Source organism: Rubrobacter taiwanensis (assembly GCF_004337705.1).
Classification (GTDB): domain Bacteria; phylum Actinomycetota; class Rubrobacteria; order Rubrobacterales; family Rubrobacteraceae; genus Rubrobacter_C; species Rubrobacter_C taiwanensis.
On the sequence record NZ_SKBU01000019.1, the window covers coordinates 12283 to 36992 of the forward strand.

The following is a 24710-nucleotide window of genomic DNA, read 5'->3' on the forward strand; positions in this document are numbered from 1 at the left end:
GCTCCCTCCTATTCCGGATCTCTGGGGAGGAAGCGTACCCCGTGCGGGCCGTGGTCTCCGGCATGGTCCACCTGGAGCGTGGTGTGCTCGATACCGTACTCCCGGGCCAGGAGAGCCTCCAGGTCGCGGCGGCGGGCGTGGCAGTCTTCGTCTTGCTCGACGAGGACATGGGCCGCGAGGGCCGGAAAGCCTGAGGTTATGGTCCAGATGTGCAGGTCGTGCACCTCGCGGACGCCGGGCTGCTCCGCCATGCGCCGACCGACCTCCGCGGCGTCCATGCCGGGCGGAGCGGCTTCGAGCAGGATGTTGACCGAGTCGCGCAGGAGCTTCCAGGAGCTGAAGACGATGAGCAGCCCGATCCCGGCGCTGATCAGGGGGTCGGCGTAGCGCCAGCCGGTGAGCACTATAACGAGCGCGGCGGCTATGACCCCGGCGGAGCCGAGCGCGTCGGCGAGCACGTGCCGGAGCGCTCCCTGCAGGTTGAGGCTCTTGCTACCGGAGCGGAGGAGGATCGCCGCCCCCGCCGCGTTCACGCAGAGTCCCGCGAAGGCGATCAGGAGCATCCAGCCGCCCAGAACCTCCGGCGGATCGAGCAGCCTCCGGTAGGCTTCGACGAAGATCCAGACCGAGATCGCCACCAGCGTCGCGCCGTTGAAGAGGGCCGCCAGGATCTCGGCCCGCTTGTACCCGAAGCTCCGGTTCGGGGTGGCAGGGCGGCCGGAGAGCCAGAAGGCGAAGAGGGCGAGCGCGAGCGCTACGTTGTCGGAGAGCATGTGCCCGGCGTCGGCCAGCAGCGCGAGGCTGCCGGTGAGGAGCCCGCCGACGGCCTCCACGACCATGAACGTGGCGGTCATGGCCAGCACCGCGGTCAGTGCCCGCCGGTTCCTCGCCGGATCGTGCGCGTGGGAGTGAGTGCCGCTCATGAGCGCCTCAACAGCCGGAGGCCGTTGGCGATCACGAGCAGCATCGCGCCCGTGTCGGCGAAGATGGCCATCCACAGGTCGGCCATACCCATCGCGCCCAGCACCAGAAAGACCGCCTTCACGCCGATGGAGAAGACCACGTTCTGCCAGATCACGCGCATCGTACGGCGCGAGCGCTCCACGAGCCGCGCCAGCTGCGAGAGGTCGTCCCTCATGAGCGCGACATCGGCGCTCTCCAGCGCTACATCCGTCCCGGCGGCCCCCATCGCCACCCCGATGTCTGCCTCGGCGAGCGCCGGAGCGTCGTTGATCCCGTCCCCGACCATCGCGACCGGCCCGTGCCGCTCCCGCAGCCGCCGCAGCTCGGCGAGCTTCTCCTCCGGCAGCAGTCCGGCCCGGTAGCCGATCCCGAGCCCCTCCGCTACCCGGCGCGCCACACGCTCGCCGTCCCCGGTCAGCATCACGATCTCCTCCACCCCGGATCTCCGCAGCGCCGCCACGCTCTCTGCTGCGCCCTCCCTCCCGGCGTCCGCCACGCCGAACGCCGCGATGAGCTCTCTGCCGTCCCCGAGCAGCACGACCGTATCCCCCCGCTCGCGCAGCCGCTCCACCTCGGGCGGCAGCGGAATGGCGAACAGCTCCGGGCTCCCGGCCAGCAGCTCCCGGCCCCCGACCACTCCCTTCACCCCTAGTCCGGTCAGGGAGGTGAACGAAGCGGCGGGTTCCGGAACGATCCCCTGCCGCCGGGCGTGCTCGGCTATGGCGCGCCCGACGGGGTGCTGGCTCCGGTCCTCCAGCGCCGCCGCGAGCTCCAGAGCTTGCTCCTCTGATGCGCCGTTCAGCGGTACGACCTCCGTGACCGCCGGCCGGCCGGCGGTGAGCGTGCCGGTCTTGTCCAGCGCCACGGCCCGCAACCCGGAGAATGCCTCCAGAAAGGCTCCGCCCTTGATGAGCGCACCCTCGCGCGTGGCAGCGGTCAGCGACGAGATGATGCTCACCGGGGTCGAGATGACCAGCGCGCACGGGCAGGCGATCACAAGCAGTACCAGCGCCCGGTAGAACCACTCGTCCCACGCCCCGCCGAAGAAGAACGACGGAACCAGGAAGACGAGCGCCGCCCCCGCCGCAACGAGCGGGGTGTAATACCGGGCAAACCTGTCCACGAACCGCTGAGCGGGGGCGCGGCGCTCCTGCGCCTCCTCGACCATCCGCACGATGCGGCTGATGGTCGTCTCCCCGGCCCGGCGGGTAACCCGCACCTCCAGCGCGCCCTCGGCGTTGATCGTCCCGGCGAAGACCTCATCTCCCTCCCGCCGGATAACCGGAGCACTCTCCCCGGTGATGGGGGACTGGTCCACGGCCGAGACTCCCCCCACCACCACGCCGTCGGCCGCTATCCTCTCGCCCGGCCGTACCACGATCACGTCCCCGAGGCGCAGCTCCCCGGCCGGAACCTCCTCCTCTCCGCCACCCCGCAACACACAGGCACGCTCCGGAGAGAGCCGCATCAGCTCCCGGATCGAACGCCGCGCCCTTCCCGCCGCGCGCTCCTCCAGCGCGTTGCCCACCGCGAACAGAAAGACCACGAGCGCACCTTCAGCCCACTCCCCAAGACCGGCAGCCCCCACCGCCGCCAGACTCATCAACACGTTCATGTCCAGCGCGAACCGGTTCCGCACCGCCAACCACGCCCGCCGGAAGATCGGGAGCCCCGCCAACACCAGCGCCGCCGCAAACGCCCCGTCCCCGACCCACCCCGGAGCCCCGGCGAACCCAAACCCGAAGCCGAGAGCCAGCAGAACACCCGCCAGCCGCAGCGAAGCAACCCCCGCCCGGCGCGGCCGCTCCTCCAGAGATTCCTCCGCCCGGTAGCCCAGAGCCCCCACCGCCCGCGCAATCTCCCCGCCCGGCGCAAGCTCGGGGTCGTGCCACACGGCGAGCGTCCCACCCGCCACGCTCACCCGGACCTCGCTCACCCCCGGTATCCGGCCGACCCGCGACTCTATCTTCGCCGCGCACGAGGGACAGTCCATGCCCTCCACTCTCAGCCTCGTCCTGCGCACAGTACCTCGCCTATCCATGAGCAATTGTTCATATATCTGTGAGGATTAAACCATTTTCGGTGTTGGGGTACAAGGGGTGTGAACGGGTTGCGGTTTTGGGGTAGGAAGCCTGCGTAGAATAGGTTCATGGGAGAGTAGCTGCGGCGAGTTCTTAGGAGAGTTTGAGTTATGAAGCCATATCCCACGCCTGGGACGGATCCTGCGCACGACATACTCCGCTATGAGAAGCATTCGCTGGACGTGATCTTTGGTCCGGGCACTGTGGCCGTTATCGGGGCGAGCGACGCTCCCGGCAGCGTCGGGAACACGCTGGTGCGGAATCTGATCGAGGGTTCTTTCGGCGGGGTCGTCTATCCGGTTAATCCGAGGCGCAAGAGCGTGATGGGCATCCGGGCCTATCCGGCCGTTGGGGAGGTGCCTGAGCCGGTGGATCTGGCCGTGATCGCCACGCCTGCGCCTACCGTGCCGGGGGTGGTCCGGCAGTGTGTGGATGCTGGGGTGAAGGGCGCGATAGTGATCTCTGCCGGGTTTCGGGAGACCGGTTCTGAGGGCGCCGAGCTCGAAGAGCGGGTGTTAGAGGAGGCACGCCGGGGCGGGATGCGTCTCATTGGGCCGAACTGTCTGGGCGTAATGCGTCCGCATACCGGGTTCAACGCCACCTTCGCGCAGGCCATGGCGCTGCCCGGCAGCGTGGGGTTCATCAGCCAGAGCGGGGCGCTTCTGACCTCCATCCTCGACTGGAGCCTGCAGGAGAACGTGGGATTTTCGTACTTCGTCTCCATCGGTTCGATGCTGGATGTGGGCTGGGGGGATCTCATCTACTACCTCGGCGACGACCCGCGCACGAAAAGCATCGTGCTCTACATGGAGAGTGTGGGGGATGTCAGGAGCTTCCTCTCCGCCGCCCGCGAGGTTGCGCTCTCCAAGCCGATCATCGTTATCAAGGCGGGGCGGACCGAGGCCGCCGCTAAGGCCGCCGCCTCGCACACCGGGGCGCTCACCGGCAGCGACCGGGTGCTGGATGCCGCCTTCCGCCGCAGCGGGGTACTGCGCGTGGACAGCATATCCGACCTCTTCTACATGGCGGAGGCGCTCTCCAAGCAGCCCCGTCCGCAGGGGCCGCGCCTCACCATCATCACCAATGCCGGCGGTCCCGGCGTACTCGCGACCGACGCGCTCATCGACGGTGGAGGAGAGCTGGCGCGGCTCTCCGGCGAGACCATGGGCGAGCTGGACGCGCTTCTGCCGGAGGCCTGGAGCCGCGGCAACCCGGTGGACGTACTCGGCGATGCCGACCCCGAGCGGTACACGAAGGCGGTGGAGATCGCGCGCAAAGATCCCGGGAGTGACGGGGCGCTCGTGATCCTGACCCCGCAGGCGATGACCGACTCCACCCGGACCGCCGAGCATCTCCGGTCGCAGGCGCGGGGGCGGGAGCCCATTTTGGCCAGCTGGATGGGCGGGGCGGAGATAGCGGCCGGGCGTGAGATCCTCAACCGCGCTGGCATTCCGACCTTCGCCTACCCGGACACCGCAGCGCGGATCTTCAACTACATGTGGCGCTACAGCTCCAACCTGCGCAGCCTCTACGAGACGCCGGTTCTGGCGGACGAACCCGGGGAGTCCGATCGCGAGCGCGCGGCGGGGGAGATCATAGAGAGGGTGCGCGGGAAGGGCCGCACGCTGCTCACCGAGGCCGAGTCCAAACAGCTTCTCGCCGCCTACGGCATACCGACCGTCGAGACCCGGGTAGCGGAGGGCGAGGACGAGGCGGTAGAGGCCGCGGGGGAGATCGGGTACCCGGTCGTGCTCAAGCTCAACTCCGAGACCATCACCCACAAGACGGATGTGGGCGGTGTGAAGCTGGATCTGAAGGACGGGGACGCCGTCCGGCGGGCCTTCCGCGAGATCCGGGGCGGCGTGAGCGCCGAAGACTTCCAGGGCGTCACGGTGCAGCCGATGGTTCCGCTGGATGGGTACGAGCTCATAGTCGGCAGCAACATAGACCCGCAGTTCGGGCCGGTGCTGCTCTTCGGCAGCGGCGGCTCGCTCGTGGAGGTCATGGAGGACTACGAGCTCGGGCTGCCGCCGCTCAACACCACCCTGGCGCGCCGGCTGATGGAGCGCACCCGCATCTACCGGGCGCTCCAGGGTGTGCGCGGCCGCGACCCGGTAGACCTCGGGGCGCTGGAACGGCTCCTGGTGCGCTTCTCGCAACTCGTGGTGGAGCAGCCCTGGATCCGGGAGATAGACATAAACCCGCTGCTGGCCTCCTCCGAGCGCCTGATCGCGCTGGACGCCCGGGTGCTGCTGCACGACGCAGACACCGAAGAAGGCGAGCTGCCGCGGCCCGCCATCCGGCCGTATCCGGAGCAGTACGTGGAGCGGACGGAGATGAAGGACGGGACTCCCGTTACCATCCGGCCCATCCGCCCGGAGGACGAGCCGCTCATCGTGAAGTTCCATGAGACCCTCTCCGAGGAGAGCGTCTACATGCGCTACTTCCGCGCCATGCGGCTCAGCCAGCGCACCGCGCACGAGCGGCTGACGCGCATCTGCTTCGTGGACTACGACCGGGAGATGGCGCTGGTCGCCGAACGCCGGAACCCGGAGACGGGCGAGCGCGAGATACTGGGCGTCGGGCGCCTCAGCAAGCTGCACGGCATTCCCGAGGCGGAGTTCGCCCTCATCGTCAGCGACCCCTACCAGGGCCAGGGGCTCGGCACCGGGCTTCTGAGCCGGCTGCTGGAGGTCGGGCGTAGAGAGGGGCTGCGGCGCGTAATCGCGGACATCCTGCCCCAGAATCGCGCCATGCAGCGCATCTGCAAGAAGCTCGGCTTCAAGCTGCGCCACGATCCCGAGGAGCAGCTCGTGAAGGCCGAGATAGACCTGCGCGCCCCCGTGGGGGCGTAGCTTACCCTTTGTGCTGCTGCAGGGCGAGCCAGACGCCCCAGGCGATCTGGACCGCGCCGATGAGGCGCAGCAGGTTAGGGCGGGCGGCGAACCAGTCCGCGGGTGCCCGGGCGGGCCCGAGCCTCCAGAGCAGCGCATGACCGCGCGGGGAGAGGATGGCGATCACGCCGTCCCCTATGGTGAGGATGGCGGCCAGCTCCTTTATGCGGCGTCCGGTCATCAGCTCGTGCGCTCGGCCAGCGTAAGCTCTACCGTCTGCTCCGACCCGTCCCGGACTACGGTGAGCTGCACCGTGTCTCCGGGGCGGTACTCGCGCAGGACGGCGAAGAGATCACCGGAGCCCTCGATGCGGGTTCCGTCCACAGCGGTGATAACGTCTTCGCGCCGGAGTCCGGCCTCGTCGGCCGGGCTGTCCGGGACCACCTCGGCCACTATCACGCCGGAGTCAGCCGGGATGCCGAACCGCTCAGCTATCTCCGGCGTCAGGTCCACCGGGGCGATCCCCAGGAAGGGGTGTACGGCCTCGCCGGTCTCGATTATCTGATCGGCGACCGAGGCGGCCGTGGTGGAGGGGATGGCGAACCCGATGCCCTCCACGGGTGCTCCGGAGCGGGTCTGAGGCAGGTAAGCCACGTTGATCCCGATTACCTCCCCCTCCCGGTTGGCCAGCGCCCCGCCGGAGCTGCCGGGAGAGATGGCGGCGTCGGTCTGGATCAAGTCCACCAACGCCGGAGACTGGACGCCCTGGGTGAATTCGGCCGGGATCTCGCGGTTCAGCCCGCTGACCACCCCGGAGGTGACCGTGGACTGGAATCCCGACGGGCTGCCGATCGCGACCGCGAGCTGGCCGACGACCACCTCGCCGCTGTCGGCGAACGCTGCGGCGGGCAAGCCGTTGCGGTCCACCCGCACCACGGCCAGATCGGTGAACGGGTCGGTGCCCACCACCTCGCCGCGCTCGGTGCTACCGTCCGCGAAGGCCACGTTTACGGCGCCGGCGTCCCCCACCACGTGTGCGTTCGTGATAATGTAGCCGTCCTCGCGGTAGATCACGCCGCTCCCCAGCCCTTCCCGGCTCTGGGGTCCGAACGGCGTGAGCTGGATGGCCTCAACGTTCACCTGCACCACCGACGGTCCTACCTGCGAAGCTACCCGGGCTACCGGCTCGTCCTCCGGAACCTCGGCGGCCGGCGGAGGGGCGCTCTGCACCACGTTGGCCGCCCGCTCCTGCGCAGGATCTTGCGCGGTCAAAAGCTCGCAGCCGCCGAGGAACAAGACCACGACCGCCAGCAGGGAAACCAGCCTTGCAAGCTTCAAGCTCTTACACCTCCTGCGGCGTTCCTGTCAGACTCGGGCCTGCCGCGAGTGCCGGACGTGCTCCAGGGACATCCGCAGCAGGTTCACTACGTGCTGGTCGGCCAGCGAGTAGTAGGCCATCTTTCCCTCCCGCCGGTACTTGACCAGATCTCTGGCCCGCAGCACCCGGAGCTGGTGCGAGACCGCCGACTGGCTCATCCCCAGTACCGCCTGGATGTCGCAGACGCACAGCTCGCGTCCCATCAGCGCCGAGAGGATGCGCATCCGGGTCGGGTCACCGACCGCCTTCAAGAGCTCGCTGGCGCCGTACACCTCATCCATCGAGGGCATGGAGTCGAGCGCGGCCTCCACCTGCTCGGGGTGTATCCCGGTCTCCTCACAGGCCGCTCGGCTGATCGTTCTCTCCGTCTCGTGCATGACACTGCCATTATATACCCGCGGTGGCGGGTATCCTTAGTGTATGCGGGAAGAGCGGGACAGGCTGATGGTCCCGGCGGAGCTGGCCCGCGTCGGCCGGGCCCGCCACTACATCGCCTGGCGGGCGGCCGTGGCCGGGCTGCGCGGCAACGACCTGCACGACCTCGCCGTCGCCGCCGAAGCCGTCCTCACCGACATCCTCCTCTCCGGCGAGGGCGGAGAGCTGGAGATCACGGCCGAAGAGGAGGCGGGCTCCCTGTACGTCTGCATCTCCCACGCAGAACTCTCCGAACGCCGGATGCGCGACCTCCCTCGGCTCCTGGACCACTACCTGGACGGCTACGAACTCTCCCCAACCTCAGCCACTCTTACAAAACGTATATTAAGATAAATAATAGAATTTACAATTACAATACATTGTATTAGAGTTGTCCTGCGAGGGTTCTCGGGGGTCTGGGTGTTCGGGCGGTATTTTGGGTGCGGTGGGGGAGAGCACGCTCGTTCCGGGGCGGTTACGGGGCCTGAGCCTCGCTCGGAGCAGCGGGTTTCCTGCTCGGCAGCGCAGCGGGAGGCTTCCTGCTCGCCGGGCTGCTGGTGTGGTCTGTCATCCTGCTCTCCTCGGCGCTCGTGGCGGCACTGGGGCTGGCGGCGTTGCTGGTCTGGGGATTGCGGGCCGGGAAGTGAACACGCCTACCGCACGCCTGCGACGCGTGAGTCAGTTACGGCCGATAACCTCTCCCGCAGCTCCCTAACGAAGCTCTCCGGATCGTCCACTGCGGCGTGGATCTCTTCCACTTCTTCCGTGCGGCGCAGGAAGCCCTGCAACCGGTGTGGCTCGTTCAGGCGCAGTGTCACGTCCGTTTTGCAGTTGATCGCCAGGCATGCCGAGCCGTTTTGCGTCTGCAGGCCGTCACCGGACTTTAGGGCGGTTCTACGGGCGAGTTCCACGCTTGAGATCTCCGCGTAGGGGATGAAGCCTTCGGCGAAGACTCCGTAGCGGAGCCTGAGCCCGGCCGGCTCCAGGCGGTGGGGGAGGGTGGCGAGCGAGGCCGGGAAGGCCAGAAGCCAGAAGATCGCGTACACCCCCAGAACCAGGTGCGCTATCTTCAACCAGTCCCAGGGGATGAGGAGATGTACGGCGAGCAGCTCCACCGGCGCGACGAGCAGCGCCATCACGGCCAGCACCCACATCATAGAGCTTCTGTGGTAGGTGAACTCCTCCGGTTTTCTGTGCTGGAAGGGCCAGCGGAAGAGGCAAAACATCAGCCGCAGCTCCAGCACCGCCAGCCGGGCGAGCTTGCGCGGCAGTACTGCGGCGAGCGCCTCCTCCACCGCCCGCCGGCCGTCCATCCCTGCCGAGCGCGCCCGGCGGTAGCCGCGAAAGGCCAGCGCAAGCTCTCCGGCTACGGCGAACAGTAGCGCGGCCTCCAGCGCCACGACGATAAGGATCGCGTCCCGCAGATCCAGCACCCCGGACCACACCAGCGCGGCCTCCGCCAGGATGATTCCCGGAAGAGACAACTTCAGGGCGTGGCGCTTCACTCTTCCTCCAGGTACTTCCGGAGCAGCTCGACGAACCGCCGCTGGGCCGGAGCGAGCTGCGAGGCGATAATCTCTACCAGCACCTCCCCTTCCGCGCCGCCGACACCCTCCGCGCCACCGGTCATCTCCTCCTCGGATAGCGCTCTGTACCGCCGGGCGCACTCGCGCGCGAGCGCCTCCACTTCCGGTGCGTCCTCCGGGAGATCGGCGATGTCCGCCACGCGTCCGGCGATGGCCAGCTCACGCCGGTACTCTTCCGGATGCTGCGCGAAGTAGCGGGCCATGCTCTCTATGGCTTCGCCGTACTCCGCGGGCCACCGGAAGGCGTCGAGCGTTGCCCACAGCCGCCGCTCCCGCTCCAGCAGCTCCGGGCTGACCTCGTCGTGGAGATGCTCTCCCAGATGCCGCTCCAGTATCCGCATTGTGGGAGAGGTGTCCGGCGCTTCTAGGTCTTCGCGGGCGAGCAGCGCTTCTAGCAGGGCTCTCCGATCTTGCAGATGCCGGATCTCCTCCAGCACCCCGGCGTGCAGGGCCTCGAGCGCCCGGCGCAGGGTCTGGCCGCCGTCCGGGGCCGCGAGCACTTCCCGCACCTGCTCCAGCGAGAGACCCAGCTCCCGTAGGCGTTTGATGCGGTGCAGCCGCAGAAGCTCGTCCGCACCGTACAACCGGTAGCCAGACTCCGAACGCTCCGGCGTGAGAAGCCCCAGCGCCTCGTAGTGACGCACCGCCTTCGGCGTCAGGCCCGCGAGCTTCGCCGCATCCCCGATCTTCAACCGCCTGCTCATCTCGAAGATGAGTCTAAACTCTGACCTTGCGGCAAGGTCAAGCGCTCAGCGGAGCTTTGCCTTTATATCCTCTTCCTGGTCGCGCAGATAGGCAAAGACGTCCTGGGCGAAGCGGACGGCGTGTTCCTCGTTCAGGTTGAGATGCCGGTTGTTCAGGGCCGATTCGAGGGACTTTATGGCATGGTCGGCCATGCCGACCATCATCTCGGCTTCTCTCAGGATCTCTCGCCGCTCCTCCTCCGGCAGGGCACCGCTTTGCTGCACCTTCTCCCGGTGCTTCTCCAGATTCCGGATGAAGTCCCTGATACCCAAAGCACCGCACATTATAGCGGGGAGCTTTCACCTTTCAGCGGCCTCGGGTCCTTGACTCTTGCAGGATCTCGCGCGTCACGGCGGAGGCTCCTGCCCGCCGGGCGTGCTCTTCGGCCAGACGCCGCGCCCGGCCGCGCAGGAACGGCGGGATGCGCCGCAGCTCCTCCAGAGCGTCCTCGTTCCAGGGGAGATTGTCTCCGGCGGGGGGCGGTTCGCTGCGATGCCGGCGCAGCGCCGCATCGAGGGCGTCCGCGATCGCACCGGTGCCGGCGTAGCCCATGAGTGGGGCGGGGGAGAGGGGATGGTGCGAGCGCGGCGGGCAGAGCTCCAGGAAGGGGATGCCCAAAGAGTCGGCTACGGGGGCCTCAAGAGCCGTCCCGATCAGGAGGTCCGGCCGCGAGCTCTCCGCACGGGCCGCCACCTCGTCCGGATCGTCGGTTGCGAACGCCTCGTCCGTGAACGCCTCGGCCCGCCACATGAAGTCCCGCTCCATGTGGAGCAGGTAGGTCCCGCTCCAGATCACCTCCATCCCGAGCTCGCGCGCGCAGGTGTAGCCCAGCCCCAGCGCATAGGTGAGATCTCCGAATACGGCCACCCGGCGGCCTTCCAGAACCTCCGGCGGGGTTATGCGAGCATACCAGGGAAGTCTGGCCGTGTTGGCGAGCTCGCCCCAGATGACCCGGTTGACGTCCGAGGCGTCCAGCGAGCACAGCTCCCCGATGGATCGCAGAGCAGCTCCCGTCCCCACCGCCCCCAGGATCGGCGCCGCGACGCGCGGGATCTTAAACTCGTCCTGCAGGTACAGGCTGGCCGCCTCCCCGAACTCGCGGTGAAGGACGACGCTGGCCCAGGCCCGCGGCAGGCGCGCCAGATCTTCCGCACCCGCTCCGAGCGGCACGACGGCATTGATCTCGACCCCGATCAGGCCCAGCAGGCGCTCCATCTCGGCCAGCTCCGCGGCGGCCAGAGGCTCCAGCACGGGCGCGCCGAAGAGGTTGACGGAGGGCTCCTTCGTGCGGGAGCGGGGCCGGTTGGCGAAGGCTTGTACCAGCTCCAGTAGCGCCAGGTTCGCGGCCTCCACCTCCCCGACCTCCGGAGATTCCCAGTCGCTCCGGATCAGCTTCGGGCTCCTGCCCGTACGCCGGTCGGGAGGGAAGCTCATCTCCGGCGGCTCCTCGCCGGAGATGAGCGCCGTATCCGAGCGGGCCACCAGCACGGCATCCGGAGCGTGACGGCGGACCGCCGCCGAGAGGTCCCCGGCGAAGTCGCCCGGGGCTCGGGAGCTCTCGAACGGCGGGATGACCGGGCTCAGGGTGACGGGAGCCGCCGTGCCGGAGCGGGCGTAGCCCCCGAGCAGGGCCGGGAAGTGCCACTCCGAGGGGAGCGCCCGGAACACGGCCCGCACACCCCGCATGCTCGCGGCCACTCGCAGGATGCCGTGGCTGCCCGGCCCCTCGTAGACGCCGCGCAGAACCCTCATAGCTCCAGAGCGTCCAGCTTGGACGCCCGGTCCAGCGGGGTGATGAAGAGCTCCAGCAGCCGGCGCGCGCCGGCGTAGCCGTAGATATCCCCGCTCAGGAAGTCCAGCGAGAGCCGGCAGAGGTGGCCCCGGGCGGTCAGCGGGGCGTAGAGCCCGGGACCGGCGATGACCAGATCCGGCCGGCTCTCCTCCACGCGCTCGATCTGGCGGGTCCACTCCGGAGCCTCCACGATGTCTATCTCCACTCCCAGCGTCTGGAGCTCGGGGACGAGCGCCGGCCGCGCGATGCGCGGGGTCCCGACCTCCAGAATCACGGCTCCCGCTCCGGCCAGCGTGCGGGCGAGCGGAATCTCCAGCCCCGTGTCCCCGGTGAGGAAGACGCGCAGACCCCGCAGCCGGTTGCGCAAGCCCTCCACCTCCGCAAGCGCCTCCCGGGCGCGGGCCAGCTCGTTGATCTCGCGTCCGGCCGCCCGCGCCACGTCCCGGATGAAGCGCGCCGTTCCGTCCACCCCGACGGGCGCGAGGGTGTGCACTACCCCGGCTCCGCGCTCCTGCGCGGCCCGGAGCGTCTCGGTCAGGTAGGGCTGCAGCGGGGCGACAACCGTCTCCGGGCCCACCGGGGGCATCTCCTCCGGCGGGGGGCTGGGGATGAAGCCGGCGACCTCGAGCCCGGCCTGCTCCAGCTCGCCGGCCAGCCTCCGGCGGCAGTCCGGAGATGCCCGGCCGGCGAGCACCACCGGCCTCAGGCCCGGGGTGCGGGAGTCCTCCGGACGCCGCCCCAGAAGGCCGCTCAGAAAGCCGCCCCGTTCCTTCGGCGGACCCTCTTCCCGGCCGGGGGCATCTGCGGGGGCGCGACGCAGCAGGGCCGCGAGTGCGGAGTCCTCCAGGCTCGTCGTAAAGCCGCCGGACGGGAGCTCCAGCGCGTGAACTGCGAGGTGAAGACGCCGTTCGATGAGGCCGGCCTCGCCGCTCAGGTCTATCCCGAGCAGGCGGGCGGTACGGCCCACAACCAGGATGCAGAGTTCGCACTCCCGGTAACGCCGGGCGGCCCGGCCGACCTCGGCCGCCAGAGCCCCCCGCTCCGGCGGCTCCGGATCCAGGACCACGTACGCGGTGCGGGCGCAGTCCGGGCCGAATGTGGAGAGGAGCGTCCGGGCGGCGAAGGCCTCCGCCCGGGTGCCGACGACCACGAAGAGAGCGTGCGGCAGCGCCTCTCCCAGATGTCCTATGCAGTACAGGGGAGAGACTGTGTCCGGCGTCCCCGCTTCGTTGAGGATCGTCAAGGTCCCCGCCTCCCGGCCCCGGGCTCCCGATTTGGATTTTAGCTCAGAGCAGTCAGCGTCTTCAGCGCGAGTTCCATCATGTTGTCCACGGCTCGCTTCATGTCCTCGTCCGAGATGCGCACCGGCTCCCCGGTGTGCAGCGTATCCGAGACCGTGAGCAGGCATCCGGCCCGTACGCCCCGCATCGCCGCCAGCGTGAAGATGGCGGCCGCCTCCATCTCCACCGCCAGCACGCCCAGAGAGCTCCAGCGCTTCTGGGCTTCCTGCAGCGTGTCGTAGAAGAGGTCCGAGCTGACCACCGGACCCAAGAAGGTCTTGCGCCCGGCCGCTTCCGCCGCGTGGTAGGCCGCGTGCACCACCTCGAAGTGCGCCGCCGGAGCGTAGGGAAGACCCTCCGTGAGCCTGAGTACCGTGCCGTCCTGCGGCGTGGCGGCGGTCGCGATCACCAGATCCCCGAGCTGCATCTCCGGGTGGTAGCCGCCGCAGGTCCCCACCCGGAGCAGGTTCTTCGCCCCCAGCATGATGAGCTCCTCGGTGACGATGGAGGCGCTCGGACACCCCATGCCGGTGGCCTGCACCGAGACGGGCCGGCCCTCGAACTCCCCGGTGTAGCCCAGCATCCCGCGCTCCTCGTTCACCAGCCTGGGCCGCTCGAAGAAGGTCTCGGCTATGTACCGGGCGCGCCGGGGGTCCCCCGGCATCAGCACGCTCTCGGCGAAGTCTCCGGGCTCGGCTCTGATGTGTATCGGGCTCAACGCTCCCCCTCTCTACCTGCTGCCTCCCAGACGCTCCCCAGAATAGCAGGGATGGGCTCTACGGGTTCCGGCGCGATCTCGAAGGCGTCCTCCGCGAGCTCGGCCGCGCGCCGCAGGTTGCGCGCACCGTAGATGAGCGCGAGGGTCTGCCCCGCCTCCACCCGGTCCCCGACCTTGGCGCAGACCTCCAGCCCGACCGCCGGGTCCACCTCATCCCCCTTCTTCTCCCGGCCCGCCCCCAGCGCGAGCGCCGCCCGGCCGAGCTTTATCGCCTCGGCACGCCTCAGATAGCCGCCGGCCGGGGCGCACACCTCGGTAATCTCGTCCGAGACCTCCAGGTGCTCCAGCGCCCGGTCGTCCCCGCTCTGAGCGCGGACGAACTCCCGGAACTTCTCGTATGCCGCGCCGGAGGAGATGGCCTCCTCAACCTGACGCTCCGGCTCCTCCACGCCCTTGAGCTGCAGGAGCCGGACGGCTATCTCGCGCGCCAGAGCGTCCAGATCGCCTGCGACCCTCTCGCCCCTGAGGAATCTCAGCGCCTCTCTGACCTCCAGCGAGTTGCCGATGGCGCTCCCCAGCGGCTGGTCCATCTCCGTGATGAGCGCCGCGGCGCGAATGCCGAGCGAGGTGCTCAGGCGTACCAGCAGGTCCGCGAGTCCCCGCGCCTCCTCCAGCGTGTGCATGAACGCGCCGGAGCCGCACTTGACGTCGTAGAGCAGGTGCCCGGCTCCGGTCGCCGCCTTCTTGGAGACGATGGAGGAGCCTATTAGCGGCAAGGAGTCCACCGTGCCGGTCGCGTCTCTGAGGGCGTAGATGGCCCTGTCCGCCGGAGCTAGCTCGCCGGCTTCCACGATGGCCAGCCCGATCTCTCTCACCTGCCGCTCGAAGCGCTCCCTGTCCAGCGCGCACGTGAAGCCGGGGATGGCCTCCAGCTTGTCTACCGTGCCGCCGGTGTAGCCGAGCCCCCGCCCCGAGAGCTTGGCGACCGGTGCGCCGCAGGCCGCCACCACCGGGAGGGAGGTGAGCGAGATCTTGTCTCCTATCCCGCCCGTGGAGTGCTTGTCCACGCATTCCGGGAAGGAGTAGCGCTCGCCCGACTCCGCCATAGCTCGTGTGAGCGCCAGCGTCTCCCCGTAGTCCATGCCGCGGATGAAGATCGCCATCAGGAGCGCGGACATCTGGTAATCCGGGATCTCCCCCGCGGTGTAGCCCTCGACGACCGTCCGGATCAGGCCCTCCGGGAGCCTGCCCCCCCGCTTCTTCTCCTCTATCGCCTCCAGCGCCGCCTCGACATACGACAAAACCTTCTCCTCCCGGGCACCCGACTGCAGCGGACTCCATCTTACCCGCACCCCGCGCTCAAGGCACCGCGGCGGGGTGCGGGAGGGCCGATGCTATAATCTCCGGCACCGGCTTGGCTGCGCTGAGGAGAGTGGGCCCGGCACGGGCCGTTCGGGGGCTTCGGCTCGCCGCCTTCTCAGCTTGAGCGATCGAATCCCGCAGGGGAAAGGAGCGGCAGATGACCGAGCGTGAAGTGATGACCGTGCCGGAGTCCCTCCGTACCGGAGAGGGACGGTAGCGGGGATGCCCGGCAGGCGCCTCGAAGGCGTGGCGGCCTCCGCAGGCGTTGCCATCGGTCCCGCCTTCGTGCACGCTCCCCGGGAGCTCGAGCCGGAGCGGGCCACCATCGAGGAGTCCGAGGTCGGGGCGGCGCTCACGCGGTTCCGGGAGGCGGTCGGGGCTGTGGTCGCCGCGATCTCGCGCACCCGCGACGAGCTGCGCGAGGCGGGCTCCGGGGAGGCGGAGATCCTGGACGCCCACATCGAGCTCGCCGAGGACCCGGAGCTCGCCGGGGGCGTCGAGGAGCGCGTGCGCGCTCTTGAGAGCCCGGAGTCGGCGGTGCTCGCCGTGGGGGAGGAGTTCGCGGGCATGTTCGCCGCGATGGAGGATGAGTACCTGGCCGCCCGCGCCGACGACGTGCGCGACGTGACCCGCCAGATCGCCGCCGAGCTCATGGGCGTCTCCGCCGCTGGGCTCGCCGGCCTAGAGAGGCCCTCCGTCGTGCTCGCGCGCAACCTCGCCCCCTCCGAGACCGCCCGGATGCCAAAGGAGAAGGTGCTCGCCCTGGCTACCGCCGAGGGCTCGAAGACCTCGCACGTCTCTATCATGGCCCGCTCGCTGGGCATCCCGGCCGTCGTGGGGCTCGGGAAAGGGCTCGAGGACGCCTTCGGGGCGGAGGTGGTCGCCGTAGACGGCGACGAGGGCTACGTCATAGCCGACCCGGACCCGGATGAGGTAGCCCGCTTCGAAGAGAGGCGGCGGGAGGCTGATGCCGAGAGGGCGGCGCTGGAGGAGTACCGGGGGATCGAGGCCCGCACGCGTAGCGGGCGCCGCATAGAGGTTGCGGCCAACCTCGGCTCCCCGCAGGAGGTGGAGGACGCCCTCGCCTGGGGTGCGGAGGGCGTCGGGCTCTTCCGCACCGAGTTTCTGTTCATGGAGCGGCCGGAGCTGCCCTCCGAGGAGGAGCAGTACGAGGCCTACCGGGGGGTCGCGGAGGCCTTCGGAGGGAGGCCCGTGATCGTGCGCACGGTGGACATCGGCGGCGACAAGGATCTCCCCGGCGTGGACCAGCCCGAGGAGGAGAACCCGTTCCTGGGCTGGCGCGGCATCCGCATGAGCCTCGACGTGCCGGAGCTCTTCAAGACGCAGCTCCGGGCGCTCCTGCGGGCGGCCGTGGCGGGGAACCTGAAGGTCATGTTCCCGATGGTCTCCGATGTGGAGGAGCTGCGCGCCGCGAAGCGCATGATGGACGAGTGCCGGGCCGAGCTCGAGGGGGCGGGCGCCGAGTACGGGCCCTTGGAGACCGGCATCATGGTCGAGACCCCGGCGGCGGCGCTGTGCGCCGGGGAGTTCGCCAGAGAGGCGGACTTCTTCTCCCTCGGGACCAACGACCTCGTGCAGTACACGCTCGCCGTGGACCGGGGCAACGAGAGGCTCGAGCGCCTCTACCGGGCGGATCACCCGGCGGTGCTGAGGCTCATCGAGATAACGTGCGGCGCGGCGAGGGAGGCCGGCATCATGGTCGGCGTCTGCGGAGAGGCCGCCGCCGACCCGAAGCTCATACCCCGGCTCGTCGAGCTCGGTGTCACGGAGCTCAGCATGAGCCCGCCGTCCATCCCGCGGGCGAAGAAGGCGGTTTCGGAGCTCCCGTAGGGCAGGGCTCTCAGGAGAGAAGGCTCTCTCCCGGCAGGGAGTTCCGCTCCGCGCCCAGCCATTCGGCCACCGTGGCCCCGATGTCCGCAAACCCGCGCCGGACGCCGAGGTCGCGCGGCGTACCGCCACCTACGACCAAAAGCGGGACGCGCTCGCGGGTGTGGTCGGTGCCTCTGTAGGTGGGGTCGTTGCCGTGGTCGGCGGTGATGATGAGGATGTCCTCCCGCGTCAGCGCGTTCAGAAGCTCCGGCACCCGGCCGTCGAAGCGGCGGAGGTTTCCGGCCATGCCCTCGGGGTCGCGGCGGTGGCCGTACTTCGCGTCGAAGTCCACGAGGTTCGCGAAGACGAGGCCGGAGCCTACGCTTCCCAGCGACTCCAAGACGGCGTCTACCTTGGCGGCGTCGTCCGGCGGGGCGGGCAGGTGGCGGGTTATGCCCTTGCCGTCGAAGAGGTCATTGATCTTGCCGACGGCGACGACCTCATGGCCGGCGGCCTCTATCCGGTCCAGGTAGGTCTCGCCGGGGGGCGGGATGCCGTAGTCGTGGCGGTTCTCGTTCTCGCGCTCGTAGGCTCCGGGGGAGCCGTGGAAGGGGCGGGCGATCACGCGCTCGACGAGGATCTTCCCTTCGCCGATCAGCATCCTGTGGGCCTTCCCGCAGGCCTCGTAGAGCTCTTCCAGGGGGATCACGCCGGTGTGGGCGGCGACCTGGAAGACCGAGTCGGCGGAGGTGTAGACGATCCAGGCTCCGGTTCTCTCCTGCTCGGGCCCGAGCTCCTCTATTATCTGCGTCCCCGACGCCGGCCGGTTGCCGAGAACCTTCCGGCCCGTCTCGCGCTCGAATCGCTCCACGATCCACTCCGGGAAGCCCTCCGGGTAGGTGGGGAGCGGCTCTTCCGAGATTATCCCCATCATCTCCCAGTGTCCGACGAGCGTCGCCTTGGCCGCCGAGAGCTCGACCATGAGCCCGTGGGATGCCCGCGGCGAACGTGCAGGCTCCACGCCTGCTATCTCCGCGATGTTGCCTAGCCCGAGCGCCTGCAGGTTGGGAACCTCCAGCCCGCCCACGGCTCTCGCGGTATTCCCCAGCGTGTTCGCGCCCTCGTCGCCGAACTCTGCGGCGTCCGGTGCGCCGCCGACTCCCACGCCGTCCAGAACGATCACCACGGCTCTCCGTCCCATGGGGCTCCTTTCCGGGTCCGGGTTAGAGTAGTATACAGCCGCTGCGTTTGACAGAGCCCGCAGCGAAGATTAACGTTTGCGCTCGTCGGGGTCCGGAGAGGCAGGAGGTGCCGGCATGCAGGTGTTGTGGGGTATGGGCGGGATGCTGTTCATTCTCGCCATCGCGTTTCTCTTCTCCTCCAACCGCCGCGCCATCCGGCCCCGCACCGTGCTCGGGGCTCTCGCGATCCAGGTCGCCTTCGCCGTCATCGTGCTCTACTGGGAGCCGGGACGCACCGCGCTCGAGACCCTCGCGCGCGGCGTCCAGGCCGTTATCGGGGCCTCGGAAGACGGTATCGAGTTCCTCTTCGGGGGTGTGTTGGAGGGTGAGGGCGTGGGGTTTATCTTCGCCTTCCAGGTCCTGCCGGTCATCATCTTCTTCGCCTCACTTACGGCCGTGCTCTACCACCTGCACATTTTGCAGTGGGTTGTCCGGCTGTTGGGCGGAGCCGTCCAGTGGCTGCTCGGCACCAGCCGGGCCGAGTCCATGTCGGCTACGGCCAATATCTTCGTCGGTCAGACGGAGGCTCCGCTGGTGGTGCGGCCGTTCGTGGAGAAGATGACCCGCAGCGAGCTCTTCGCCGTGATGACCGGCGGGCTGGCGAGCGTCGCGGGCTCGGTGCTGGTGGGCTACGCGCTGCTCGGCGCGCGGCTGGAGTACCTGATCGCGGCCGCTTTCATGGCGGCTCCGGGCGGGCTTCTCATGGCGAAGATGCTCATGCCCGAGACCGAGACGCCCCTCACCGCTTCCGGCGAGGCCGTGGCCGAAGTGGACGAGGTGGTCGCCGGAGAGGCCCCGGCGGGAACCGAAAAGCCCCGCAACGTAATAGACGCGGCCGCCGTGGGCGCCCTGGACGGCCTGCGGCTGGCGCTGAACGTGGGCGCGATGCTCATCGCCTTCATCTCGCTCATCGCGCTCATAAACCTCATCCTGGGCGCCGCCGGCGGCCTCTTCGGCTACGGGGAGCTGACCTTCCAGCTCATCCTGGGCTACGTTTTCGCCCCCGTGATGTTCGTCATCGGGGTGCCGTGGAGCGAGGCCATAGAGGCCGGGAGCTTTTTGGGCCAGAAGCTGGTGCTGAACGAGTTCGTGGCCTTCGTGGAGTTCGGTCCGCGGGCGGACGAGTTCTCGGACAAGGCGGAGGCCATCATAACGTTCGCGCTCACCGGCTTCGCCAACTTCGGCTCCATCGCCATCCTCATCGGCGGCCTCGGCGGCATCGCGCCCTCCCGGCGCAGCGAGATCGCCCAGCTCGGGCTGCGTGCCGTGCTCGCCGGGACCCTCGCCAACCTGATGAGCGCCACCATCGCCGGGGTCCTGATCGGCTGAGCGGGCCGGCTTATTCCTCGAAGGGGACTTCGACGACCCTCTCTTCGATCTCGGTCCGCAGGGCGGCGAGGCGCCTCTCTATGCTCTGCGCCACCTCTTCCACGGGGACGAGCTCGCTCTCCTGCTCGCGACGCAGCTTCAGCTCCACCCCGCCCCGCTCCAGGGAGCGGGCACCCACGGTCAGGCGGATAGGGTTCCCGATCAGGTCCGCATCGTTGAACTTCACGCCCGGGCGTTCGTCCCGGTCGTCGTAGAGTACCTCCACGCCGCGGCCCGTCAGCTCCCGGTAAAGGTCTTCGGCGACCGCCTCGCCGCCGCCCAGGGAGATCAGGTGCACCTCGTAGGGGGCGACCGTGATCGGCCAGACAAGACCGTTCTCATCGTTGTGCTCCTCGGCCACGCAGGCCAGCAGCCGGCCGACCCCGATGCCGTAGGAGCCCATGAGTACGGGCTTCGAGTCGCCCTCGGCGTCCAGGAAGGTGCAGCCCAGGGGTTCGCTGTAGCGGGTGCCGAGCTTGAAGATGTTGCCGACCTCCACGCCGCGCGTGGTGCGCATCGCCTCGCCGCAGCGCGGGCAGGCGTCGCCCTCCCCGGCCAGCGCGATGTCGGACACGATATCCGCCTCGTAATCGAGGCCGTAGTTCGTGTTGATGAGGTGGTAGCCGTCCTCGTTCGCCCCGGCGGCCAGGTTGGGCGAGTCCTTCACGGCGTCGTCCACGACGACGAGGGCGTCCTTGACCCCGACGGGGGATCCGTACCCGGGCGAGGCTCCGGCGTGCCGGATCTCCTCCTCCCGTGCCGGGCGCAGCTCCTTGGCCCTCACCGCGTTCGCCAGCTTGGTCTCGTTCACCTCCATGTCGCCGCGCACGACGGCCAGCACGAACCTCTCCACGTCCTCGGTGCCCTCGGTGATCGTGGCGACCGCGAAGAACGCCTTGGCGGTCTTGGACTCGGGGATGCCCAGGAAGCGCGCCAGCTTCTCGATGGTGTCCGCGCCCGGGGTCTCGATCTTCTCGGCCTTCCGGGGCTCTTCGGGTTCAGCGGGGGGCTTCCGGAACTCCGCGATCTGGCGGTTCGCCGTGTAGCCGCAGGCGTCGCAGATCAGGAGCGTGTCCTCCCCGATCGGCGTCGGGTACATGAACTCGTGCGCCATGCTGCCGCCCATCATCCCCACGTCGGAGCGGACGGCCAGGGTGGGCAGCGCGCAGCGGTTGAAGATGTTGAAGTACGCCTGATAGTGGTTGCGGTACTGCCGGTCCAGCCCTTCCTCGTCGGCGTCCAGGCTGTAGCTGTCTTTCATGGTGAATTCGCGGGCGCGGATCAGACCGGCGCGGGGGCGGGGATCGTCGCGCCACTTGATCTGGATGTGGTAGAGCAACTGCGGCAGCTGGCGGTGGGACCGGATCTCCTTGCGTACCAGATCTCCGATCACCTCCTCGTGCGTCATGGCCAGCGCCATCTCGCGCTCGTTCTTGTCCTTGAAGCGGCCCAGCTCGGACCCGATCTCGTACCACCGGCCGGTCTCCTTCCAGAGCTCCGCCGGGTGTACTACGGGCATGGAGATCTCCTGCCCGCCGATGGCGTTCATCTCCTCGCGCAGGATGTTCTCTATCTTGGCGAGGGAGCGTTTGGCGAGCGGCAGATAGCTGAAGAGCCCGGCCGCCAGCTGCCGGATGAACCCGGCTCTCAGGAGCAGCCGGTGGCTCTTTACCTCTGCGCCCGCGGGCGCCTGACGCAGCGTCTGGGAGAACATCTGGCTCATTCGCATTCGTGCGACCCCCGGTGTGTATGTCAGAGTGCCTGGCAGGTGGCAAGAGTATACGGGCGGCGGGTTGGCCGTTCAAAGCTCCGGCTTCGCACGGCGGGCCGTACGGTGCCGGGCGCCCTTCTCTGATCTCCGGCCGGTCGGCTTCTTCCGGCACTCCACCCGACACATCTCCCCGGGTCCGGTACGCTCAGAAGCGCTCCACTGCGGGGCGCAGATCCAGCTCCAGCGTCCAGGCGGTGGGGTCCTGAGCGTGAAGCTGCCAGTAGACTTCGGCTATGGATTCGGGTGAGAGCATGGTGTGGCTCTCGCGGCCAGGGTACATCTCGCGCACCCTCTCCGTGTCGATCTGGCCGTCGATTATCACGTGCGCCACGTGTATCCCGCGCGGGCCGAACTCCCGTGCCATGGACTGCGCCAGCGCCCGCAGCCCGAACTTGCCGACCGCCAGCGCCGAGAAATTCGCCGAACCGCGCAGGGAGGCGGTGGCCCCGGTGAGCAGCACCGTGCCCCGGCCCCGCTCCGCCATCTCCGGGAGGACCTGCTGCGCTGCGTGAAAGGCACCGGCGCAGTTGACCCGCCAGCACTCCTCGAAGGTCTCCGGCGGGACCTCCAGGATGCCGCCCATCCGGAAGGCCCCGGCGTTGTACACCAGAACCTCCGGGGCGCCGAGCTCGTCACGCACCCGGTCGAAGGCGGATGCGACCGAGGCGGCGTCCGCAGCGTCGGCGGTGACGGAGAGTACCCGCCCGCCGCGCTCTTCGATCTCCCGCTGCGCCCTCAGGAACGACTCCCGGCGGCGGCTCATGAGTGCCACGGCGAACCCTTCGCCGGAGAAGCGGCGGGCCACCGCCGCCCCGAGGCCCGGCCCCGCCCCGAGTATGACCGCGATCTTCTCGCTCAAGATCCCTCCCATGTGCTCGTTTGCAGGGGCAGGAGAACTCTACCACCCGGTTGCGGCCGGTGCGGAAGCCGCTAAGATGGCCTCCGTGTTGCCGGAAGAGCGGACAGCGGAGCGGGAGTCCGGGCTCTCGCCGTACCTGGAGTTCACCCGGGCGGAGTGGAGCCGGTTGCGGGCGGCGACGCCGCTTACGCTCTCCGAGGCGGACCTTGAGCACCTGCGCGGGCTCAACGATCGGGTCTCGCTGGGAGAGGTGGTGGACATCTACCTCCCGCTCTCCCGCCTTCTGAACCTCTACGTAGAGGCGATGCGCGCCCTGCATGGGGCGACCGGCACCTTCCTGGGCAGCCACGAGGCCCGGGTGCCGTACATAATCGGGATCGCGGGCAGCGTCGCGGTCGGAAAGAGCACGACGGCCCGTATCCTGCGGGCGCTCCTCTCCCGCTGGCCGAGCCATCCGCGCGTGGACCTGGTCACGACCGACGGCTTCCTCTACCCGAACCGGGTGCTAAAGCGGCGCGGCCTGATGAAGCGCAAGGGCTTCCCGGAGAGCTACGACCTCCGGCGGCTGGTGAGGTTCGTCGCGGACGTCAAGAGCGGGCGGCCGAGGGTCGAGGCCCCGGTCTACTCGCACCTGGCCTACGACATCGTGCCGGGAGAGAGACAGGTCGTCCGCCGGCCGGATATCATGATCCTGGAGGGTCTGAACGTCCTGCAGACTGGGAGCCCTCCGCGTACCCGCGGCCCCCGGCTCTTCGTTTCGGACTTCTTCGACTTCTCGATCTACGTGGACGCCGACGAGCGGGACGTCCGCAACTGGTACATCGAGCGCTTCCTCACCCTGCGCGAGACGGCCTTTAAGAACCCGGCTTCGTACTTCCGCCACTACGCGCATCTCCCGGAGCGCCAGGCACGCGCGGTGGCCGGCAGCATCTGGGACGAGATCAACGGCCTCAACCTGCGCCGGAACATCCTCCCGACCCGCTCCCGGGCGCGCCTAATACTGGAGAAGGCCGCCGATCACTCGGTCCGGCGCGTCAGGCTCCGGAAGCTGTAGGCCGCTTCGCGTATGCAAATTCGCTGCAGGCGCCGAAGAGGGAGGCTAGAATCCCCGTCGCGATGCTGCCGGTGAAGCGTGTACGGAAGATGGCGGATCACGCCGTGGTGATCGGGGCCGGGGTCGGGGGGCTGCTGGCCGCGCGGGTGCTCCTGGAGCGCGCCGGGCGCGTGACGGTGATCGAACGCGACGGATTGCCGGAGACACCCGCTCCGCGTCCGGGCGTGCCGCAGGACCGGCACCTGCACAGCCTCACCACCAGAGGCAGCGAGCTTCTGGAGCGCTTCTTCCCCGGACTGGACGCCGAGCTGGCCGCGGCCGGCGCCCCGCTCATGGACCAGACCGCCGATGTCGTCACGGCGCTTCCGGCCGGGCGGCTGCCGCGCTTCGTGTCCGGGATCACGATGCGCTCCGCAAGCCGCGCCCTGCTGGAGCACCACATCCGGCTCCGGCTCCGCGCGAACTTTCGCATCCGTTTCCTGGAGCGCCGCGAGGTCACCGGCCTCATGACCGAGGGAGATCGGGTCTGCGGTGTGCGCGGGCGGGTTCGCGGCGGGGGCGGGGAGTTCACCCTCCCGGCGGATGTAGTGCTGGATGCGAGCGGGCAGAACTCCCGCGCTCCGCGGTGGCTGGAGGAGCTCGGCTACGAACCGCCACGGGAGACCGTCGTGAACGCCCGGCTCGGCTACGCCACCCGGTGGTACCGGGTGCCGGAGGACTTCGACGGAGACTGGCAGGCCCTCGCGGTGCTGCCGGGCTGGCCGGAGAACCCGCGCGGCGGGGTTCTCCGGCGGGTCGAGGGGGACCGTTTTACGGCGGTCATGATCGGCATGGGCGGCGATTATCCACCCTCCGAGGCGGAAGGATTTCTAAAGTTCGCCCGCAGCCTGCCGGACCCCCTTATCTACGAGGTGATCCGGAACCTGGAGCCGGTCTCTCCGGTCTACGGCTTCCGCAACACGGCCAACCGCCGCCGCCACTACGAGCGTCTCCGCCGCATGCCCGAAGGGCTGCTCGTCTTCGCCGACGCCGCTACCGTGATGAATCCGGCCTACGGACAGGGCATGACCGCCGCGGCCCTGAGCGCTGCGGCGCTGGAGGATTGCCCGGGGGGTAGGGGATTCGGCCGGCGCTTCCACCGGCGGCAGGTCCGGGCCGTCGCTCCCTGCTGGACCGCCAGCGTCTCCAGCGACCGGCAGTGGGCGGGGGAGCCCACGGCCCTGAGGCGGCTGTTCGACCGAATCTCCGGAGAGGTCCTGCGGCTCGCCACCGAGGACCGCGCCGCGGCGCGCACCCTGCTGGAGGTCAAGAACGTCCTCAGACCCCCGGCGGCGCTGGCGCGGCCCGGACTCCTGATCCCGGCGCTGGCCCGCTCGGTCTTGCCCGGTGCGGAGCCGCCCGGCACGGTACGCGCCCTCGGCCGGGCCTGAGGGCT

The 24710-nt window shown here is 69.2% G+C and carries 21 protein-coding genes; 6 read left to right on the forward strand and 15 right to left on the reverse strand.

Annotated features, from left to right (window positions below):
* Positions 1-8 precede the first annotated feature (8 nt).
* Positions 9-923: a cation diffusion facilitator family transporter gene (locus E0L93_RS11035; RefSeq protein WP_132691872.1), complete on the reverse strand. Its 915-nt coding sequence runs from the start codon at positions 921-923 to the stop codon at positions 9-11.
* Complete coding sequence (locus tag E0L93_RS11040; RefSeq protein ID WP_165874311.1) at positions 920-2986, reverse strand: heavy metal translocating P-type ATPase; 2067 nt, start codon at positions 2984-2986, stop codon at positions 920-922. Before E0L93_RS11040 ends, E0L93_RS11035 begins: the two co-directional genes overlap by 4 nt.
* Positions 2987-3154: 168 nt before the next feature.
* On the opposite strand from E0L93_RS11040, the gene E0L93_RS11045 reads away from it, so the two are divergent.
* Positions 3155-5899, forward strand: coding sequence for a bifunctional acetate--CoA ligase family protein/GNAT family N-acetyltransferase (locus tag E0L93_RS11045; RefSeq protein ID WP_132691876.1), 2745 nt, complete (start codon positions 3155-3157; stop codon positions 5897-5899).
* 1 nt (position 5900) lies between these two features.
* Here the strand turns inward: E0L93_RS11045 and E0L93_RS11050 are convergent, their stop codons facing one another.
* The 3 genes from E0L93_RS11050 to E0L93_RS11060 are packed head-to-tail and all read right to left on the reverse strand — an operon-like array spanning position 5901 to position 7633.
* Positions 5901-6119 carry a hypothetical protein gene (locus E0L93_RS11050; RefSeq protein WP_132691878.1) on the reverse strand — a complete coding sequence of 73 codons (219 nt, stop codon included), beginning with the start codon at positions 6117-6119 and terminating at the stop codon, positions 5901-5903.
* Entirely contained in the window at positions 6119-7216 is a 1098-nt protein-coding gene (locus E0L93_RS11055; RefSeq protein ID WP_132691880.1) for a S1C family serine protease, read from the reverse strand. Before E0L93_RS11055 ends, E0L93_RS11050 begins: the two co-directional genes overlap by 1 nt.
* 27 nt (positions 7217-7243) lie before the next feature.
* Positions 7244-7633, reverse strand: a complete 390-nt coding sequence (locus E0L93_RS11060) for an ArsR/SmtB family transcription factor (protein ID WP_132691882.1) — start codon at positions 7631-7633, stop codon at positions 7244-7246.
* A 43-nt stretch (positions 7634-7676) separates the two neighbouring features.
* Between E0L93_RS11060 and E0L93_RS11065 the strand changes: the two genes are divergently transcribed.
* Positions 7677-8024: a hypothetical protein gene (locus tag E0L93_RS11065; protein WP_132691884.1), complete on the forward strand. Its 348-nt coding sequence runs from the start codon at positions 7677-7679 to the stop codon at positions 8022-8024.
* Between the two features lie 299 nt (positions 8025-8323).
* On the opposite strand, the gene E0L93_RS11070 is transcribed toward E0L93_RS11065, so the two are convergent.
* Genes E0L93_RS11070 through E0L93_RS11100 form a run of 7 tightly spaced genes read right to left on the reverse strand, consistent with a single transcriptional unit; the run spans position 8324 to position 15091 of the window.
* A complete protein-coding gene (locus tag E0L93_RS11070; RefSeq protein ID WP_132691886.1) occupies positions 8324-9175 on the reverse strand; it encodes a hypothetical protein in 852 nt (283 codons plus the stop codon).
* Positions 9172-9960 carry a MerR family transcriptional regulator gene (locus tag E0L93_RS11075; RefSeq protein WP_132691888.1) on the reverse strand — a complete coding sequence of 263 codons (789 nt, stop codon included), beginning with the start codon at positions 9958-9960 and terminating at the stop codon, positions 9172-9174. Before E0L93_RS11075 ends, E0L93_RS11070 begins: the two co-directional genes overlap by 4 nt.
* Before the next feature lie 45 nt (positions 9961-10005).
* The gene (locus E0L93_RS11080) at positions 10006-10272 is read right to left on the reverse strand and encodes a hypothetical protein (RefSeq protein WP_132691890.1); all 267 of its coding nucleotides are present in this window, start codon (positions 10270-10272) and stop codon (positions 10006-10008) included.
* Between the two features lie 34 nt (positions 10273-10306).
* On the reverse strand, positions 10307-11752 hold the full coding sequence (locus E0L93_RS11085) for a nitrogenase component 1 (protein ID WP_132691892.1): 1446 nt from the start codon (positions 11750-11752) through the stop codon (positions 10307-10309).
* Positions 11749-13035 (reverse strand): nitrogenase component 1, encoded by a 1287-nt coding sequence (locus E0L93_RS11090; protein ID WP_132691894.1) that lies wholly within the window; start codon positions 13033-13035, stop codon positions 11749-11751. Before E0L93_RS11090 ends, E0L93_RS11085 begins: the two co-directional genes overlap by 4 nt.
* 38 nt (positions 13036-13073) lie before the next feature.
* Positions 13074-13790, reverse strand: a complete 717-nt coding sequence (locus E0L93_RS11095; RefSeq protein ID WP_132691896.1) for a DeoD-type purine-nucleoside phosphorylase — start codon at positions 13788-13790, stop codon at positions 13074-13076.
* Entirely contained in the window at positions 13787-15091 is a 1305-nt protein-coding gene (locus E0L93_RS11100; protein WP_165874312.1) for a thymidine phosphorylase, read from the reverse strand. Before E0L93_RS11100 ends, E0L93_RS11095 begins: the two co-directional genes overlap by 4 nt.
* A 283-nt stretch (positions 15092-15374) precedes the next feature.
* Between E0L93_RS11100 and ptsP the strand changes: the two genes are divergently transcribed.
* Positions 15375-17003: a phosphoenolpyruvate--protein phosphotransferase gene (gene ptsP / locus E0L93_RS11105; RefSeq protein WP_132691900.1), complete on the forward strand. Its 1629-nt coding sequence runs from the start codon at positions 15375-15377 to the stop codon at positions 17001-17003.
* 10 nt (positions 17004-17013) lie between these two features.
* On the opposite strand, the gene E0L93_RS11110 is transcribed toward ptsP, so the two are convergent.
* Positions 17014-18183 (reverse strand): phosphopentomutase, encoded by a 1170-nt coding sequence (locus E0L93_RS11110; RefSeq protein ID WP_132691902.1) that lies wholly within the window; start codon positions 18181-18183, stop codon positions 17014-17016.
* A gap of 115 nt (positions 18184-18298) precedes the next feature.
* Between E0L93_RS11110 and E0L93_RS11115 the strand changes: the two genes are divergently transcribed.
* Positions 18299-19552 (forward strand): NupC/NupG family nucleoside CNT transporter, encoded by a 1254-nt coding sequence (locus E0L93_RS11115; RefSeq protein WP_132691904.1) that lies wholly within the window; start codon positions 18299-18301, stop codon positions 19550-19552.
* 10 nt (positions 19553-19562) lie between these two features.
* Here E0L93_RS11115 and E0L93_RS11120 read toward each other — a convergent pair whose 3' ends face one another.
* Both E0L93_RS11120 and E0L93_RS11125 read right to left on the reverse strand, forming a co-directional pair.
* Positions 19563-21314 carry a proline--tRNA ligase gene (locus tag E0L93_RS11120; protein WP_132691906.1) on the reverse strand — a complete coding sequence of 584 codons (1752 nt, stop codon included), beginning with the start codon at positions 21312-21314 and terminating at the stop codon, positions 19563-19565.
* 193 nt (positions 21315-21507) lie between these two features.
* Positions 21508-22221: an SDR family NAD(P)-dependent oxidoreductase gene (locus E0L93_RS11125; RefSeq protein WP_132691908.1), complete on the reverse strand. Its 714-nt coding sequence runs from the start codon at positions 22219-22221 to the stop codon at positions 21508-21510.
* A 76-nt stretch (positions 22222-22297) separates the two neighbouring features.
* Between E0L93_RS11125 and coaA the strand changes: the two genes are divergently transcribed.
* Positions 22298-23275: a type I pantothenate kinase gene (gene coaA / locus E0L93_RS11130; RefSeq protein ID WP_132691910.1), complete on the forward strand. Its 978-nt coding sequence runs from the start codon at positions 22298-22300 to the stop codon at positions 23273-23275.
* A gap of 62 nt (positions 23276-23337) precedes the next feature.
* Entirely contained in the window at positions 23338-24705 is a 1368-nt protein-coding gene (locus E0L93_RS11135; protein WP_132691912.1) for an FAD-dependent oxidoreductase, read from the forward strand.
* The last annotated feature ends 5 nt before the right edge of the window (positions 24706-24710 follow it).